General features: G+C 62.9%; 17 protein-coding genes. 3 read left to right on the top strand and 14 right to left on the bottom strand.

What is annotated here, in order from left to right:
- Window positions 1-11 precede the first annotated feature (11 nt).
- From RFM52_RS14115 to RFM52_RS14095, 5 genes are all read right to left on the bottom strand, one after another.
- Window positions 12-743, bottom strand: a complete 732-nt coding sequence (locus tag RFM52_RS14115) for a proteasome-type protease (protein ID WP_320295749.1) — start codon at window positions 741-743, stop codon at window positions 12-14.
- Window positions 744-775: 32 nt separating this feature from the next.
- Window positions 776-1,570, bottom strand: coding sequence for a transglutaminase family protein (locus tag RFM52_RS14110; RefSeq protein ID WP_320295750.1), 795 nt, complete (start codon window positions 1,568-1,570; stop codon window positions 776-778).
- 21 nt (window positions 1,571-1,591) lie between these two features.
- Window positions 1,592-2,533 (bottom strand): alpha-E domain-containing protein, encoded by a 942-nt coding sequence (locus RFM52_RS14105; RefSeq protein ID WP_320295751.1) that lies wholly within the window; start codon window positions 2,531-2,533, stop codon window positions 1,592-1,594.
- Between the two features lie 154 nt (window positions 2,534-2,687).
- On the bottom strand, window positions 2,688-4,100 hold the full coding sequence (locus RFM52_RS14100) for a circularly permuted type 2 ATP-grasp protein (RefSeq protein WP_320295752.1): 1,413 nt from the start codon (window positions 4,098-4,100) through the stop codon (window positions 2,688-2,690).
- A 168-nt stretch (window positions 4,101-4,268) separates the two neighbouring features.
- Window positions 4,269-4,505 (bottom strand): Lrp/AsnC ligand binding domain-containing protein, encoded by a 237-nt coding sequence (locus RFM52_RS14095; RefSeq protein WP_040995065.1) that lies wholly within the window; start codon window positions 4,503-4,505, stop codon window positions 4,269-4,271.
- 214 nt (window positions 4,506-4,719) lie between these two features.
- Between RFM52_RS14095 and RFM52_RS14090 the strand changes: the two genes are divergently transcribed.
- Window positions 4,720-5,139, top strand: coding sequence for a DUF4864 domain-containing protein (locus RFM52_RS14090; RefSeq protein WP_320295753.1), 420 nt, complete (start codon window positions 4,720-4,722; stop codon window positions 5,137-5,139).
- Window positions 5,140-5,158: 19 nt separating this feature from the next.
- On the opposite strand, the gene RFM52_RS14085 is transcribed toward RFM52_RS14090, so the two are convergent.
- Entirely contained in the window at window positions 5,159-6,136 is a 978-nt protein-coding gene (locus RFM52_RS14085) for a hypothetical protein (protein ID WP_320327852.1), read from the bottom strand.
- A gap of 54 nt (window positions 6,137-6,190) precedes the next feature.
- On the opposite strand from RFM52_RS14085, the gene RFM52_RS14080 reads away from it, so the two are divergent.
- The gene (locus RFM52_RS14080) at window positions 6,191-6,514 is read left to right on the top strand and encodes a hypothetical protein (protein ID WP_320327851.1); all 324 of its coding nucleotides are present in this window, start codon (window positions 6,191-6,193) and stop codon (window positions 6,512-6,514) included.
- 319 nt (window positions 6,515-6,833) lie between these two features.
- Here the strand turns inward: RFM52_RS14080 and tgt are convergent, their stop codons facing one another.
- The 7 genes from tgt to coaD are packed head-to-tail and all read right to left on the bottom strand — an operon-like array spanning window position 6,834 to window position 11,430.
- A complete protein-coding gene (gene tgt / locus RFM52_RS14075) occupies window positions 6,834-7,964 on the bottom strand; it encodes a tRNA guanosine(34) transglycosylase Tgt (protein ID WP_320295755.1) in 1,131 nt (376 codons plus the stop codon).
- A complete protein-coding gene (locus tag RFM52_RS14070) occupies window positions 7,957-8,226 on the bottom strand; it encodes a hypothetical protein (RefSeq protein WP_320295756.1) in 270 nt (89 codons plus the stop codon). The genes tgt and RFM52_RS14070 overlap by 8 nt, the downstream gene beginning before the upstream one ends.
- Window positions 8,216-9,304 (bottom strand): tRNA preQ1(34) S-adenosylmethionine ribosyltransferase-isomerase QueA, encoded by a 1,089-nt coding sequence (queA, locus tag RFM52_RS14065; RefSeq protein WP_320295757.1) that lies wholly within the window; start codon window positions 9,302-9,304, stop codon window positions 8,216-8,218. The genes RFM52_RS14070 and queA overlap by 11 nt, the downstream gene beginning before the upstream one ends.
- Entirely contained in the window at window positions 9,304-9,753 is a 450-nt protein-coding gene (locus RFM52_RS14060; RefSeq protein WP_320295758.1) for a DMT family transporter, read from the bottom strand. The genes queA and RFM52_RS14060 overlap by 1 nt, the downstream gene beginning before the upstream one ends.
- 10 nt (window positions 9,754-9,763) lie before the next feature.
- Entirely contained in the window at window positions 9,764-10,276 is a 513-nt protein-coding gene (locus RFM52_RS14055; protein WP_320295759.1) for a peptidylprolyl isomerase, read from the bottom strand.
- Between the two features lie 29 nt (window positions 10,277-10,305).
- Window positions 10,306-10,911, bottom strand: coding sequence for a peptidylprolyl isomerase (locus RFM52_RS14050; RefSeq protein WP_430699249.1), 606 nt, complete (start codon window positions 10,909-10,911; stop codon window positions 10,306-10,308).
- Window positions 10,912-10,929: 18 nt separating this feature from the next.
- Entirely contained in the window at window positions 10,930-11,430 is a 501-nt protein-coding gene (gene coaD, locus RFM52_RS14045; protein ID WP_320295760.1) for a pantetheine-phosphate adenylyltransferase, read from the bottom strand.
- Between the two features lie 191 nt (window positions 11,431-11,621).
- Here coaD and RFM52_RS14040 point away from each other — a divergent pair, with 191 nt between their 5' ends.
- Complete coding sequence (locus RFM52_RS14040; protein ID WP_320295761.1) at window positions 11,622-11,774, top strand: hypothetical protein; 153 nt, start codon at window positions 11,622-11,624, stop codon at window positions 11,772-11,774.
- A 51-nt stretch (window positions 11,775-11,825) separates the two neighbouring features.
- On the opposite strand, the gene gyrA is transcribed toward RFM52_RS14040, so the two are convergent.
- On the bottom strand, window positions 11,826-14,612 hold the full coding sequence (gene gyrA / locus RFM52_RS14035) for a DNA gyrase subunit A (RefSeq protein WP_320295762.1): 2,787 nt from the start codon (window positions 14,610-14,612) through the stop codon (window positions 11,826-11,828).
- Window positions 14,613-14,645: the final 33 nt, after the last annotated feature.

The following is a 14,645-nucleotide window of genomic DNA, read 5'->3' as shown; positions in this document are numbered from 1 at the left end:
GAACCGAAAGCTTACCCCGGAAAATCCGGCAGGTTTGAAAAGGCCAATTTCAGCGCCTTGGACCAGCCGTCCGAAATGGTGCGGTAATAGGGATCGTCCTGGCCGATCCGCCGGCTCAGCCCCACCTTGAACGCATCCTGTTCCATGAACAGAAGATCAAGCGGCAGCCCGACTGAAAGGTTGGATTTCAGCGTCGAGTCGAAGGACACCAGCAGCAGCTTCACCGTCTCGGCCAGGCTCATGGCCCGGTCATAGGCGCGAATGATGATCGGCTTGCCGTATTTCGTCTCGCCGATCTGAAAGAATGGCGTGTCGTCGGTCGACTCGATGAAATTGCCTTCCGGATAGATCATGAACAGCCTGGGCGGGCTGCCCTTGATCTGGCCGCCGAGGATGAAGGAAGCATTGAAATAGGAATCCGCCTTCTCGCCGTCGGGCGACGCATGCGCGATCACTTCCTTGACCGTTTCGCCGACCAGCCGCACCGTCTGGTACATAGACGGGGTCTCGAGCAGCTTCTCGTGGCGGTCGCCGACCGCCTTGTTGCGCTCGTCGAGCAGGCTGACGACGGCCTGCGTCGTGGCAAGGTTGCCCGCCGACATCAGCACGATGACGCGCTCGCCGGGCTGTTCCCACACATGCATCTTCTTGAAGGTCGAGATCGAATCCATACCCGCATTGGTGCGCGTGTCCGACATGAACACGAGCCCGCGATCGATCTTGAGGCCGACGCAATAGGTCATGGTCGCTCTTCCGGCAGAGAATCTTGCGAAGATTACTGCTCCACCGTGACGGTGACGGCAAGCTTCTCCTGCGACTGCCCCAGCAGTATCCCCGACACGGGCGAGGCGTCGCGATAGTCGCGCCCCGTCGCCACCCGCACATAGCGTTCGTCGGGAGAGATGCCGTTCGCCGGGTCGAAGGCAACCCAGCCGAGCCCCACGACATAGGCCTCGGCCCAGGCATGGCTCGCGGCCTGCTCGACGGCCGCATCCATCATCAGATAGCCGCTGATGTAGCGGGCGGGAAAGCCAAGCACGCCGGCCGCGGCGATGAAGATGTGGCTGTGGTCCTGGCAGACGCCGGTCTTCAACGCCAGGGCTTCTTCCGCCGGCGTCACGACGCTGGTCGTGCCCGGCCTGTAGACGACGCGTTCGCCGATGGCGCCCATCAACCGGTGCAGTCGCTCGATTTCGGTGCCCTGCCCGACCGCGCCGGCCAATTCGCGTATGCCCTCGCCGGCTGTGGTGAGCTGCGTCTGCTGTCCGAACAGCCAAAGCGGCGCAAAGCCCTGATGCGGACCCGTTATGCCCGCCGTATCATGCGTGGTCACGTCACCGGCGGCCTCGACGGTGATCGCGTTCTGGCCGCTCTCGGCGCTCACCAGCCGCGTGTCGTTACCGAAATGGTCGGTGAAGCGCACCTCCTCGCGAGCCCCTTCAACCTTGATCGCCCAGGAGCCGACGGTCTGCGTACGCCCGCTCAACGGCAGCAGGCGCAGCCGCTGCAGCAGATACTGCACCGGCTGATCGTAGTGGTACTCGGTGCGGTGGGTGATCTTGAGCCGCATAGCGCTCGCCCTCGGCTGTGCTCAATTGAACCGGTAATCCTGGGCGATCTCGTCGCCCAGCCTGGTGTTGTCGCGAATGAACTCGGCCAGGAATTCATGCAGGCCGTGATCGAATATGTCCTTGATCGATCCTCTCTTGAGCAGCGTCTGGATCTTCTCGGCCGTGGCATGGCAGGCATGACGCTCGCCGTAATCGTCGGCGAGGAATTTCAGATGCTCGCCGAGGAAGCGATAGCAGAAGGTCAACGAGCGCGGCATGCGCACATTGAGGATCAGATAGTCGGCGATGTTGGTCGGCTTGTAGTCGGCCTCATAAACCCAGCGATAGGAGCGGTGCGCCGACACCGAGCGCAGGATCGACTCCCACTGGTAGTTGTCCAGCGTCGAGCCGACCCAGGAGAGCGAAGGCAACAGCACATAATATTTCACGTCGAGGATGCGCGCCGTGTTGTCGGCGCGCTCGACATAGGTGCCCAACTGCGAGAAATCGAAGATCTCGTTGCGCAGCATCGTACCGTAGAACGAACCGCGGATCAGTGCCGTCTCGCGCTTGATGGCATCGAGCACGGTCGGCAGGTCGCGCTCGTCGATCGGCCTCGCCAGCATGCGCTTCAGCGACATCCAGGCTTCGTTGATGCTTTCCCAGGTCTCGCGCGTCAGCGCCGTGCGCACCATGCGGGCATTGTTGCGCGCCGTCTCGATCGACGACATCGTGCTCGACGGGTTCGAGGTGTCGCGCAGCAGGAAGTCGGAGACGTTGGCGGCGGTATAATCCTGGTACTTCTGGCTGAAGGCGATGTCCGAGCCGGCGCTGAGCAGCACCGAATTCCATTCCTCAGAAGCGCTCTGCGTGCGCGTCAGCGCCATGCGCAGGCCGGCGTCGACCAAGCGCGCCATGTTTTCGGCCCGCTCGATATAGCGGTTCATCCAGTAGAGACCGTTGGCGGTGCGGCCGAGAAGCATGGGAACGCCCTTCGGGCTAGTGAGTAGGGAATAGGCAGTAGGGAGTAGTAAACATTTGAACCTCAATGGAATATGGCATTTCCCTGTCCCCTATCCTTCCACTACTGCCTACTGCCTACTGCCTACTGCCTACTCACTACTCGCTATTCGCTGTTCAATCATCCAACACCCACGTGTCCTTCGTCCCGCCACCTTGTGATGAGTTCACAACCAGCGAGCCTTCCTTCAGGGCGACACGCGTCAAGCCGCCCGGCACGATCTGGATGCGATCGGAGACCAGCACGTAAGGCCGAAGATCGACATGGCGTGGCGACAGGCCCTTTTCGGTCAGGATCGGGCAGGTCGACAGCGCCAGTGTCGGCTGGGCGATGTAGTTCGAGGGTTTTGCCTGCAGCTTCTTGGCGAACTCCTGGCATTCCTTCTTGGTCGCCGCCGGGCCGACCAGCATGCCGTAGCCGCCTGAGCCGTGCACTTCCTTGATCACCAGCTCGCTGATGTGTTCCAGCACGTATTTCAGGCTGTCCGGCTCCGAGCAGCGCCAGGTCGGGATGTTGCCGAGGATCGCCTTGCGCCCGGTGTAGAACTCGACGATCTCCGGCATGTAGGAATAGATCGCCTTGTCGTCGGCGATGCCGGTGCCGGGCGCATTGGCGATGGTGATGTTGCCGGCGCGGTAGACATCCATGATGCCCGGCACGCCGAGCGCGGAGTCCGGCCGGAAGGTCAGCGGATCGAGGAAGTTGTCGTCGACGCGCCGGTAGAGCACGTCGATCTGCTTGTAGCCTTCGGTGGTGCGCATCGCGACATGGCCGTCGACGACGCGCAGATCCTGCCCCTCGACGAGCTGCACGCCCATCTGGTCGGCGAGGAAGGCGTGCTCGAAATAGGCCGAGTTGTAGGAACCCGGCGTCAGCACGGCGATGGTCGGTGCGCCTTTGGCGCTTTGCGGCCGCACCGCGGCGAGCGATTGGCGCAGGAGTTGCGGATAGTTCTCGACCGGCCGCACCTTGATCTTCTGGAACAGCTCCGGAAAGAGCTGCATCATCGTCTCGCGGTTCTCCAGCATGTAGGAGACGCCGGACGGCGTGCGGGCATTGTCCTCCAGCACGTAGAACTCGTTCTCCGAGATGCGGACGATATCGACGCCGATGATATGGGTGTAGACGCCGGCCGGAGGCCTGACCCCGATCATCTCGGGCAGGAAGGCCTCGTTCTTCGCGACGAGCTCCCTCGGCACGCGCCCGGCGCGCAGGATCTCCTGGCGGTGGTAGATATCGTCGAGAAAGGCGTTCAGCGCCTGCACGCGCTGCTCGATGCCTTGCGTCAGCCGGCGCCATTCCTGGCCGGAGAGGATGCGCGGGACGATGTCGAAAGGGATCAGCCGCTCGGAAGCTTCCTGCTCGCCATAGACGGCGAAGGTGATGCCGGTCTTGCGAAAGACGCGCTCGGCGTCCTGCATTTTCTGGGTAAGCCTGGCCGGGTCCTGCTCCTTCAGCCAGCGATCGTAAGCCTCATAAGGTCTTCTCAATCCGGAAACTTCCGGAAGCATTTCGTCGAAAGCTGCCAATCGCGTACTCCCCTCTGCGACCATTTCACTGGCCTCGCCGGAGAAAATCAAGCGCAATCGATGATTTAAGAGCCGATGATGGCCGGTCTATGCGAATTGCCTAAATTTAAGGCACCAACGGCAAGGCCGGGTCAGCTGCTGCTTCCCGGCGGGGCATCGCCAGGTCCGTCAGAACGCCCGGAAGGTCACGATCGTGAAGGTGTCCTTGATTCCAGGCAGAATCTGCACCCGCTCGTTGACGAAGTGGCCGACGTCTTCCTCGTCGTCGATATAGAATTTGGCGAGCAGGTCGTAATTGCCGGCGGTCGAGTATATCTCGGAGGCGATCTCGGCATCGGCGAGCGCGCTGGCGACCTCATAGGACTTGCCCAGGTCGCACTTGATCTGCACGAAAAATGCCTTCATTGCCCGGTCCTGCCAGCCTGCTTCAAGATTAAGCGGCCCTTGTGGCAGACTGCCGCCCGGCTTTCAAGCTTCACGCACCGCGCACCTCAAAGAGTAGCTGATCCCGCCTCCCGACGCCGAAATGGCGGAATCTTCGCAGCTCGGTGAAACCAGGCCATGCCGAAGCGCGTATGTTAGACTGCATTCGCCAAGCGCGAGTTCCGGGAGGCAGGCCATGCGCCGCGCATTGTTCGCACTAGCTCTTGTTCCGATGTTGATAGCTTCGCTTGCCTTCGCCGGCGATGCCGAGATCAAGGCCGCGCAGACGGTCATCGACAGCCAACTGAAAGCCTTCATCGCCAATGACGGCGCCACCGCCTACAGCTTCGCCGCGCCGAACGTGAAGCAGATCTTTCCGACCGTCGACACCTTCATGAACATGGTGACCAATGGCTACGCGCCGGTGCGCAAGCCCCAATCCTATTCCTTCGGCAAGGTCGAAGAGACCGGGCCCGGTTCGATCGTCCAGCAGGTGCTGATCGTCGGGCCCGACGGCAAGGACTATGAGGCGGTCTATACGCTGCAGCAGCAGGCGGACGGCAGTTTCAAGATCACCGGCTGCAGCCTGCGCGCTTCGACTTCGGTCAGCACCTGAGACCGCCCGGCGTGACCGCTCAATCCCGACGGCTATAGAGTGTCCAGCCCAAACCGGAGAGACCCCAGTAGGTCGAGGCTCCGGCTCGTTCGTAGGCAAGCGCGCAATCGAAGCCCACGCGCTCCGGCAGTTTTTGGGGATCACCTTCGAGAACGAGCCAGTCGGCGCGCCCGGCGCAAATCTTGTCCTGGGTGACGAGCGAGGCCTGGCGGCCCATGCGCGCCGCGAAATAATCGACAACCATGCCGGTGCGGAAATCGGCGTTGGTGGCATATGTGGCGGCGCCGCTCCTTGTCATCTCGTCCACTATGCTGGAATAGGAACCGCGCCCTTGCTCATAGAAACGAGCCAGCAACGCCACGTTGCCGCCGGCCACAAGCATGAGCACCCCGGCGGCGCAAAGCCTTCTCACACCGCCGGCGTCGAAGCCGCGTCCGATCATCTCTCCAGCCCAAAGCAGCAACAAGGCTCCGCTGACGATGAAATAGCGCGGGAATTCGAGATTCGGCAGATGCGCGGCCGCCATCAAGGCAGGCAGCCCGACGACGCCGACAACATAGAGACTGGCCCGGCGATCGCGCGAGACGCCTGCATATGCCAAAACCAGGGCGCAAACGATCGCGACGCATGTCCAGTCGCCGATCCAGTCCGGCAGACCGAAAAGATAGCGGATCATTCCGCCATAGCCGGCGGCGAACTTCTCAAGCGAGAAGGACGAATACCCGCCGACGTTGAAGCTGAACAATCGCGCGCCCACGAGGATTGCCGCGGCGAGCGGAAGCACGGCTAGGAAAGCAGGCAGGAAGGCCTGGATAACTTCCCTGTTGACGGCAATCAGGCTGCGGCTGCGTCGCCAGCTTAGCCACATTGTCCAGACCGCGAGCACCGCTACCGCTTCGATCATCGTCAGATGGGAAAGGAAGCCAAGCAGAATGGCGACGGCAAGAGCGATGCTGTACGGCCCCTGCTTGTCGAACCAGCGCTCCAGAAGAGCCACGGAAACGAGTGTGAACAGCACCAGGCCGGCATAGCCGCGCGCCTCCGAGCCGTAGTGGACCATCGGGTAGCTCACGGCAAACAGCAGCGCCGACGCAACCATGGCCCAGCGTCCGCGCGATATCGCCGCGGCCGCAACGACGGTGCACGCACCAAGCGTTATCGACAGGCCGCGCTGGACGAGCGGCGCGGCATCGGGGCCGACGACATACTGATATATCGAATTCAGGAAGTGATTGTTGTCGTGGTTTATGCGCCAGAATATCTGGTCGACCGACGTCAGGGGCTTCAACAGCACGATGCTCCAGATCTCGTCGTGCCAGAGGTCCCCGCGCGCGCCGAGCAGACGCAAGGTCAAGCCGGCAAGAACGACCGCTGAAATTACGAGTAATAGACTGTAGCTCCATGGCCGGATCGCCGCCGATCCTGGCCGGTCGACATTAGCGCCTGCTACATGATCGTCAGCAGTCGACGCGTCTATTTTCACCAAAGCCGTGCCGCCCTTTGCCTCGATATGGCAAGGGATACTTACTCCTCATCTGATTTATGAAAGGTTCTCCGAGGGTTCACTGGGGTGTTTCACCGTTTCATAGAAACAGCGAAACGCCCTATCTCTTTTGTTCGACGCAACTCCGGACGAAAGGCTACGGCGAAGTCGCCGAGCCCAACCGCTCACACTTTTCCTGGAATTGCTCCAATCAAAGGGCCGGGATATCGCCCCGCGCCCAGCCTTCGGTGATCTCGGCGGCGCGCGCGTCAAAAGCCTGCGCCTCGACGGCCGCGCGGATGTCCTGCATCAGCCTCTGATAATAGGACAGGTTGTTCCAGGTCAGCAGCATGGCGCCGAGCGCCTCCTGCGAGCGTACGAGGTGATGCAGGTAGGCGCGCGAATAATCGCGCGCGGCCGGGCAATCGCTTTCCTCGTCGAGCGGCCGCGGATCGTCGGCATGGCGGGCGTTCCTGAGATTGACCTTGCCGCGGCGCGTATAGGCAAGGCCATGGCGGCCGGCACGCGTCGGCATCACGCAGTCAAACATGTCGATGCCGCGCGCCACCGATTTCAGGATATCGTCAGGCGTGCCGACGCCCATCAGGTAGCGCGGCTTGTCGGCCGGCAGCTCCGGGCAGGTGATGTCGAGCATCTCCAGCATCACCGGCTGCGGCTCGCCGACCGCCAGCCCGCCGACGGCATAGCCTTTCAAGTCCATCGCCTTCAGCGCCTGAGCGGAGCACACGCGCAAGGCCGCGCTGTCGCCGCCCTGGACGATGCCGAACATCGCCTTGCCCGGCTGGTCGCCGAAGGCCGCCTTGCAGCGCTCGGCCCAGCGCAGCGACAATTCCATGGCGCGCTCGATCTCCTTGGGCTTGGCGGGAAGCGCTGTGCATTCGTCGAGCTGCATCTGGATGTCGGAATCGAGCAGCCCCTGGATCTCGATCGACCGCTCCGGCGACATCTCGTAAGGCGCGCCGTCGATATGCGAGCGGAAGGTGACGCCCTGTTCGGTCAGCTTCCTCAGCTTCGACAGCGACATCACCTGGAAGCCGCCGCTGTCGGTCAGGATCGGATAAGGCCAGCGGGCGAACTCGTGCAGGCCGCCGAGCCGGGCCACGCGCTCGGCGCCGGGCCGCAGCATCAAATGATAGGTGTTGCCGAGGATGATGTCGGCGCCGACGCCACGCACCTGGTCCATATACATGGCCTTGACGGTGCCGCCGGTGCCGACCGGCATGAAGGCCGGCGTGCGGATCTCGCCGCGCGGCATCGAGACAAGGCCGCGCCGCGCCTTGCCATCGGTCGCAAGCACCTCGAAGGAAAAAGTCTCAGCCATTGAATTCCTTGTCGTGCACCGGAGCACCCGGCGCCTGCTCGTCGAGCGACTGCCGGTAGCGGATGCAGCCGCGCATGAATTTCGGCCATGGCGGCACGGCGATCGACGGCTCGGTCTTTTCCGGCAAAAGGTCCCAGAGGTCGGGGTGATGCCAGCAGAGATCATGCCCGGTCGTGTCGCGATGCGCGCGGATACCGGCGCGCAGCTTCTTCACCTCCGCGGTCAGCATATCGCGGTCCATGCTGTCGAGATCATCGTCCATCGCTCGTCTCCGCCCGGTAAAGCAGGCTTGCGTCGCCATAGGAATAGAACCTGTAGCGGCTCTCGATGGCATGCGCATAGGCCGAGCGCATCGTCTCCAGCCCGCTGAAGGCCGAGACCAGCATGAACAGCGTCGTGCGCGGCAGATGGAAATTGGTCATCAGCATGTCGGCCGTCCGGAAGCGGTAGCCGGGCGTGATGAAGATGTCGGTCGGTCCGGACCAGGGCTCGATCCCGCCGTCGTCGCGCGCGGCACTTTCCAAAAGCCGCAGCGATGTCGTGCCGACGCAGACGATCCGCCTTCCCCGTGCCTTGGCCGCGTTGAGCGCCGCCGCCGTCTCCGCGCTTACCGAGCCAGTCTCGGCATGCATCTTGTGATCGGCCGTGTCCTCCGCTTTCACCGGCAGGAAGGTGCCGGCGCCGACATGCAGCGTGACGAAGCGGCGATCGACACCCCTGGCGTCGAGCGCGGCAAACAGCTCCGGCGTGAAATGCAGGCCGGCGGTGGGGGCAGCGACCGCGCCCTCTTCCCTGGCATAGATGGTCTGGTAGTCGGCGCGGTCGCGCTCGTCGTCGTCGCGCTTCGAGGCGATATAGGGCGGCAGCGGAATATGGCCGACGGCGTGCAGCGCCTCGTCGAGGAACGGCCCGGAGAGGTCGAAGCCGAGCAGCGCCTCGCCCGCCTCGCCCTTCTCGATCACCGTGGCGTCGAGCTGGCCGAGAAAGCAGGAATTGCCGTCATGGCCAAAATGGATGCGGTCGCCGGCGGCGATGCGCTTGCCCGGCCGCATGAAGGCCTGCCAGCGGTCCGGCGCCACGCGCATATGCAGAGTCGCCTCGACCTGCGCCACCGCCTCGCCGCGCTTGCGCACGCCCTTCAATTGCGCCGGGATAACCTTTGTGTCGTTGAACACCAGCACGTCGCCTTCGCGAAGCAGCGACGGCAATTCGCTGACGATGCGGTCCTGCAGCGGTTCACCGGATTTGACGACCAGAAGCCTGGCGCTGTCGCGCGGCTCGGCCGGGCGAAGCGCGATGCGCTCTTCCGGCAGGTCGAAGTCGAACAGGTCGACGCGCATCAGTAGAGCCGGATGAGCAGCGCCCCGGCAAGCAAGAGCACGGCGCCGGCGACGCGGCCAAGCGAGATTTCGCGCACCGCCACGCCAAGGAAACCGGCGCGGTCGATCAGCATGCCGGCAAGCAGCTGGCCGGCGACCAGGAAGGCCATCAGCGCCGCCGCGCCGATGCGCGGCGTGAGAATGGTGGAGAGCGTGACATAGAAGCCGCCGAGCATACCGCCGGCGATGAACAGCCAGGGTGCCGGCGCCTTCCAGTCGAGCGATATGCCCTGCAGCCTCACCACCGCGAAGGCGATAATGCCGAGAACGATAGCGCCCGACAGGAAGGAGAATGCCGCCGCCGCGACCGGAAGGCCGAGGCCGCGTGCCAATTGCGAATTGATCGGTGCCTGGATGGCAATGAAGGCGCCGGACAGGATGCCGAGCAGGGACCAGACAGCGCCCATCATCGTTCCGCCTTTACTTGACGTCCGCCGCGACTTTCAGCGAGACGATCTTATCGGGATCCTGCACCGGCTCGCCGCGCTTGATCTTGTCGACATTCTCCATGCCTTCGATGACCTGGCCCCACACCGTATACTGGCGGTTGAGGAAAGCGGCATCGTCGAAGCAGATGAAGAACTGCGAATTCGCCGAATTCGGGTTCTGGGCCCTGGCCATCGAGCAGGCACCGCGGCCGTGATTGGCGTTGGAGAACTCGGCCTTCAGGTCCGGCTTGTCGGAGCCGCCCATACCCGCGCGCGACGGCGCATAGGTGGACTTGCTTGAATTGCCGAACTTGACGTCGCCGGTCTGCGCCATGAAGCCGTCGATGACGCGGTGGAACACCACGCCGTCATAGGCGCCTTCACGCGCCAGCTCCTTGATGCGCGCGACGTGGCCGGGCGCCAATTCAGGGTACATCTCGATGACGACCTGTCCCTTGGTCGTTTCCATGATGAGCGCGTTCTCGCGATCCTTGATCTCAGCCATGTCAGAAAATCCTTTGAAAATTGAGGGAGTTATTTGCTGTCGGCGGCGATGCGAACCTTGATCATGCGGTCGGGGTCGGTGACCGTGCCGTTGTCGGCCTCGTCGCCCTTCTTGATCTTGTCGACGAGGTCCATGCCGCCGACGACCTTGCCGACGATGGTGTACTGGCCGTCGAGGTTCGGCGCCGGCGCGAACATGATGAAGAATTGCGAGTTCGCCGAATTCGGGTCCTGCGAACGGGCCATGCCGAGAACGCCGCGCGTGAACTGCTCGCTCTGCGAGAACTCGGCCGGCAGGTCGGGAAGATCGGAGCCGCCGGTGCCGACGGCTTCGGGGTTGAACCCCTTCTTCATGTTGCCGAACTTGACGTCGCCGGTCTGCGCCATGAACCCGTCGATGACGCGGTGGAAGGCGACATTGTCATAAGCGCCGTCGCGCACCAGCTTCTTGATCTGCGCGACATGCTTCGGCGCCAGATCGGGACGCAGCGCAATCGTCACGTCGCCATCCTTGAGCGTGATGATCATGGTGTTTTCCTTGTCGGCAGCGACGGCCGGGCCGGATGCCGAAAAAATGGATGCCGCGAAAAGGCCGGCAAGCACGACAAGGAACGAAGCGAGCTTCTTCAGCTGCATAGGAATCTCCGGGAAAGCCTATTTGGTGAACTTGGCGGTGAGCGCGCCGGCAACGGCCGCTGGCACGAATGGGCGGATGTCGCCGCCCATCGACGCAATCTGGCGCACAAGTGTGGCGGTAATGGTGCGCACCGACGGGCTGGCGGGCAGAAAAACCGTCTGCAGTTCCGGCGCCATCGTCTCGTTCATGCCGGCCATCTGCATTTCGTAATCGAGGTCGGTGCCGTCGCGCAGCCCCCGGATCATGATCGAGGCGCCATGCTTGCGGGATGCGTCGATGACCAGCCCGTCGAAGGACACGACCTTGATGCGGTCGCTGTCGCGGCCGAATTCGGCCTTGGTCGCGGCCTCGATCAGCTTCACGCGTTCCTCGAAGGAAAACAACGGCTTCTTGCCAGGATGAATGCCGATCGCCGCATAGACGGTATCCGCCACCGCCAGCGACGCCTTGAGCACGTCGAGATGGCCATTGGTCAGCGGGTCGAAGGAGCCAGCGTAAAGGGCGGTGCGTTCGGTCATGGCAGGCTTCTAGCGAGCCTCTCAAACAAAGGCAAATCCGATTGACGAGGCGTGCGTGAACCTTTTCGCCCGATGAACGACAGATGAATGCGACGATCACGAACGTTTCACGCAGCGTTCACTAGGTTGCCGCTTCAAGGGATGAAACCAAATTCCCATCTTATCGTTGTAAGGTGCAGGAGAACACGCAAATGCTGATCTACATGCTTGCCACTGCAATGACCATCGTGATGCTGATCGCGACTGCATTCGGGTTGCACCAGGAAGCAGGGCGGGTGCGCGTCAAGGTCAATACCAAGCGGCTCGATGGTTTCGCCCATCGCAACGTTTACCGTCGCCACTGATCCCCGCCATGACCGAACCGGCCCAAAGGGGCCGGTGAAACCTGGACGAACCTATTCGCTTTCGCCCGTATCGTCCGCGCCGCTTTCGCCCGAGGCTACGTCCTCGGCCTCTTCGTCCGACTGCGGCTCCGAAATCCGCTCCACCGACACAACCTTCTCGCCTTCGGCCGTATTGAAGATCGTCACGCCCTTGGTGGCGCGGCTGGCGAAGCGTATGCCGTTGACCGGCACGCGGATGACCGTGCCGCCGTCCGAAACCAGCATGATCTGATCGTCATTGCCGACCGGGAAGGTCGCGACCAGCCGGCCGATCTCAGCTACCTTCGACACATCGGTGGCGCGGATGCCCTTGCCGCCGCGGCCCGTCAGGCGGAAATCGTAGGACGACGACCGCTTGCCGTAGCCATATTCGGTCACCGTCAGCACGAGCTTTTCATGCGCCTTGAGGAATTCGTAGCGCTCCTCGGAGAGCTCGGCCTCCTCGCCGATTTCCTCATTGGTCAGCGCGATTTCTTCTTCCTCGCCGGCAGCGCCGACTGCCAGCCGACGCTCGGCCGCGGCGCGCTTGAGATAGGCGGCCCGCTCGGCGGGTGACGCATCCACATTCTCGATCACCGACATCGAGATGATGCGGTCGGTCTCGGCCATGGTTATGCCGCGAACGCCGACCGAATTGCGGCTCTGGAAGACACGAACATCGGAGACCGGGAAGCGGATGCACTGGCCGGAATTCGCCGTCAGAAGCACATCGTCATTGTCGGTGCAGGTCTCGACGCCGAGAATCTCATCGCCCTCTTCCTCCAGCTTCATGGCGATCTTGCCGTTGCGATTGACCTGGACGAAGTCGCTGAGCTTGTTGCGGCGCACGGTGCCGCGCGTGGTGGCGAACATCACGTCGAGCTCGCCCCAGCTGGTCTCGTCCTCCGGCAGCGGCATGATCGTGGTGATGCGCTCGCCCTGCTCCAGCGGCAGCATGTTGATCAGCGCCTTGCCACGCGATTGCGGGTTGCCGATCGGCAGCCGCCAGACCTTCTCCTTATAGACGATGCCGCGCGAGGAGAAGAACAGCACCGGCGTATGCGTGTTGGCGACGAACAGCCGGGTGACGAAATCCTCTTCCTTGGTCGACATGCCGGAGCGGCCCTTGCCGCCGCGGCGCTGCGCCCGGTAGAGCGAGAGCGGCACGCGCTTGATGTAGCCGGAATGGCTGACGGTAACGACCATGTCCTCGCGCTGGATCAGATCCTCGTCTTCCATATCCGAGCCGCCGTCGGAGAGCTCGGTGCGGCGCGGCGTGCCGAACTCGTCGCGGACAGCGACCAGCTCGTCCTTGACGATTTGCTGGATACGAGCACGCGACGACAAAATGTCAAGGAAATCAACGATCTCGGCGCCGATCTGGTTCAACTCGTCGGCGATCTCGTCGCGACCCAGCGCGGTCAGGCGCTGCAGGCGCAGTTCGAGGATGGCGCGCGCCTGTTCCTCGGAGAGATTGTAGGTGCCGTCCTCGTTGATGCGATGGCGCGGATCGTCGATCAGCTTGATCAGCGGCGCGACGTCGTGCGAGGGCCAGCGCCGCTCCATCAACTGCTCGCGCGCCGTCTGCGGATCGGGCGCGGTGCGGATGAGCTTGATCACCTCGTCGATATTGGCGACGGCAATCGCCAGACCGACCAACACATGCGCCCGCTCGCGCGCCTTGCGCAGCAGGTACTTCGTGCGACGGCTGACGACTTCCTCGCGGAAGCTGACAAAGGCCTTCAGCATGTCGATCAGCGTCAGCACTTCCGGCTTGCCGCCGTTGAGCGCCACCATATTGGCGCCGAACGACGTCTGCAGCGGCGTGAAGCGATAGAGCTGGTTGAGGACAACGTCGGCCACGGCGTCGCGCTTCAGTTCGACGACGACACGGTAGCCCTGGCGGTCGCTCTCGTCGCGGATGTCGGAGATACCCTCGATGCGCTTGTCGCGCACCAGTTCGGCCATCTTCTCGATCATCGAGGCCTTGTTCACCTGATAGGGAATCTCGGTGACGATGATGGATTCACGGTCATTGCCGCGCTGCTCGATCTCGACGCGGCCACGCATGACGATCGAGCCGCGGCCCGTCGAATAGGCGTTGTAGATGCCGGAACGGCCGAGCACGATGCCGCCGGTCGGGAAATCCGGACCGGGCACGATCTCCATCAACGCCGTCAGGTCGATCGCCGGATTGTCGATCAGGGCGATGGCGCCGTTGCAGACCTCGGTGAGATTGTGCGGCGGGATGTTGGTGGCCATACCGACGGCAATGCCGCCGGAGCCGTTGACCAGAAGGTTCGGGAAACGGGCCGGCAACACCTTGGGCTCGCTGCCGGACGCATCGTAAGTGTCCTGGAAATCGACGGTTTCCTTGTCGATGTCCTCCAGGAGCTCATGCGCGACCTTGGTGAGCCTGGACTCGGTATAGCGCATCGCCGCCGGCGGATCGCCGTCGATCGAACCGAAATTGCCTTGACCGTCGATCAGCGGCACGCGCAGCGACCAGTCCTGCGCCATGCGTACCAACGCATCATAGATCGAGGCGTCGCCATGCGGATGGTATTTACCCATCACGTCGGCGACCGGGCGGGCCGACTTCACATATTTGCGGTTCCAGTGGTAGCCGCTCTCATGCGAGGCATAGAGGATGCGGCGATGCACGGGCTTCAGGCCATCGCGCACGTCGGGAAGCGCGCGGCTGACGATCACGCTCATGGCGTAATCGAGATAGGAGCGCTGCATCTCCTCGATGATCGAAATCGGCTCGATGCCGGTGGGGCCGCCGTCCGGCCCGCGCGGTGTCTTCTGGTCGGTCAAATCAGGTCACAATCCAGTCGGGAATCACTGCAT

Source organism: Mesorhizobium humile (genome assembly GCF_033977215.1).
GTDB classification, from domain to species: Bacteria; Pseudomonadota; Alphaproteobacteria; order Rhizobiales; family Rhizobiaceae; genus Mesorhizobium; species Mesorhizobium humile.
The sequence above is the reverse complement of the archived record's forward strand: the minus strand, read 5'-3'. Positions and strand labels throughout refer to the sequence as shown.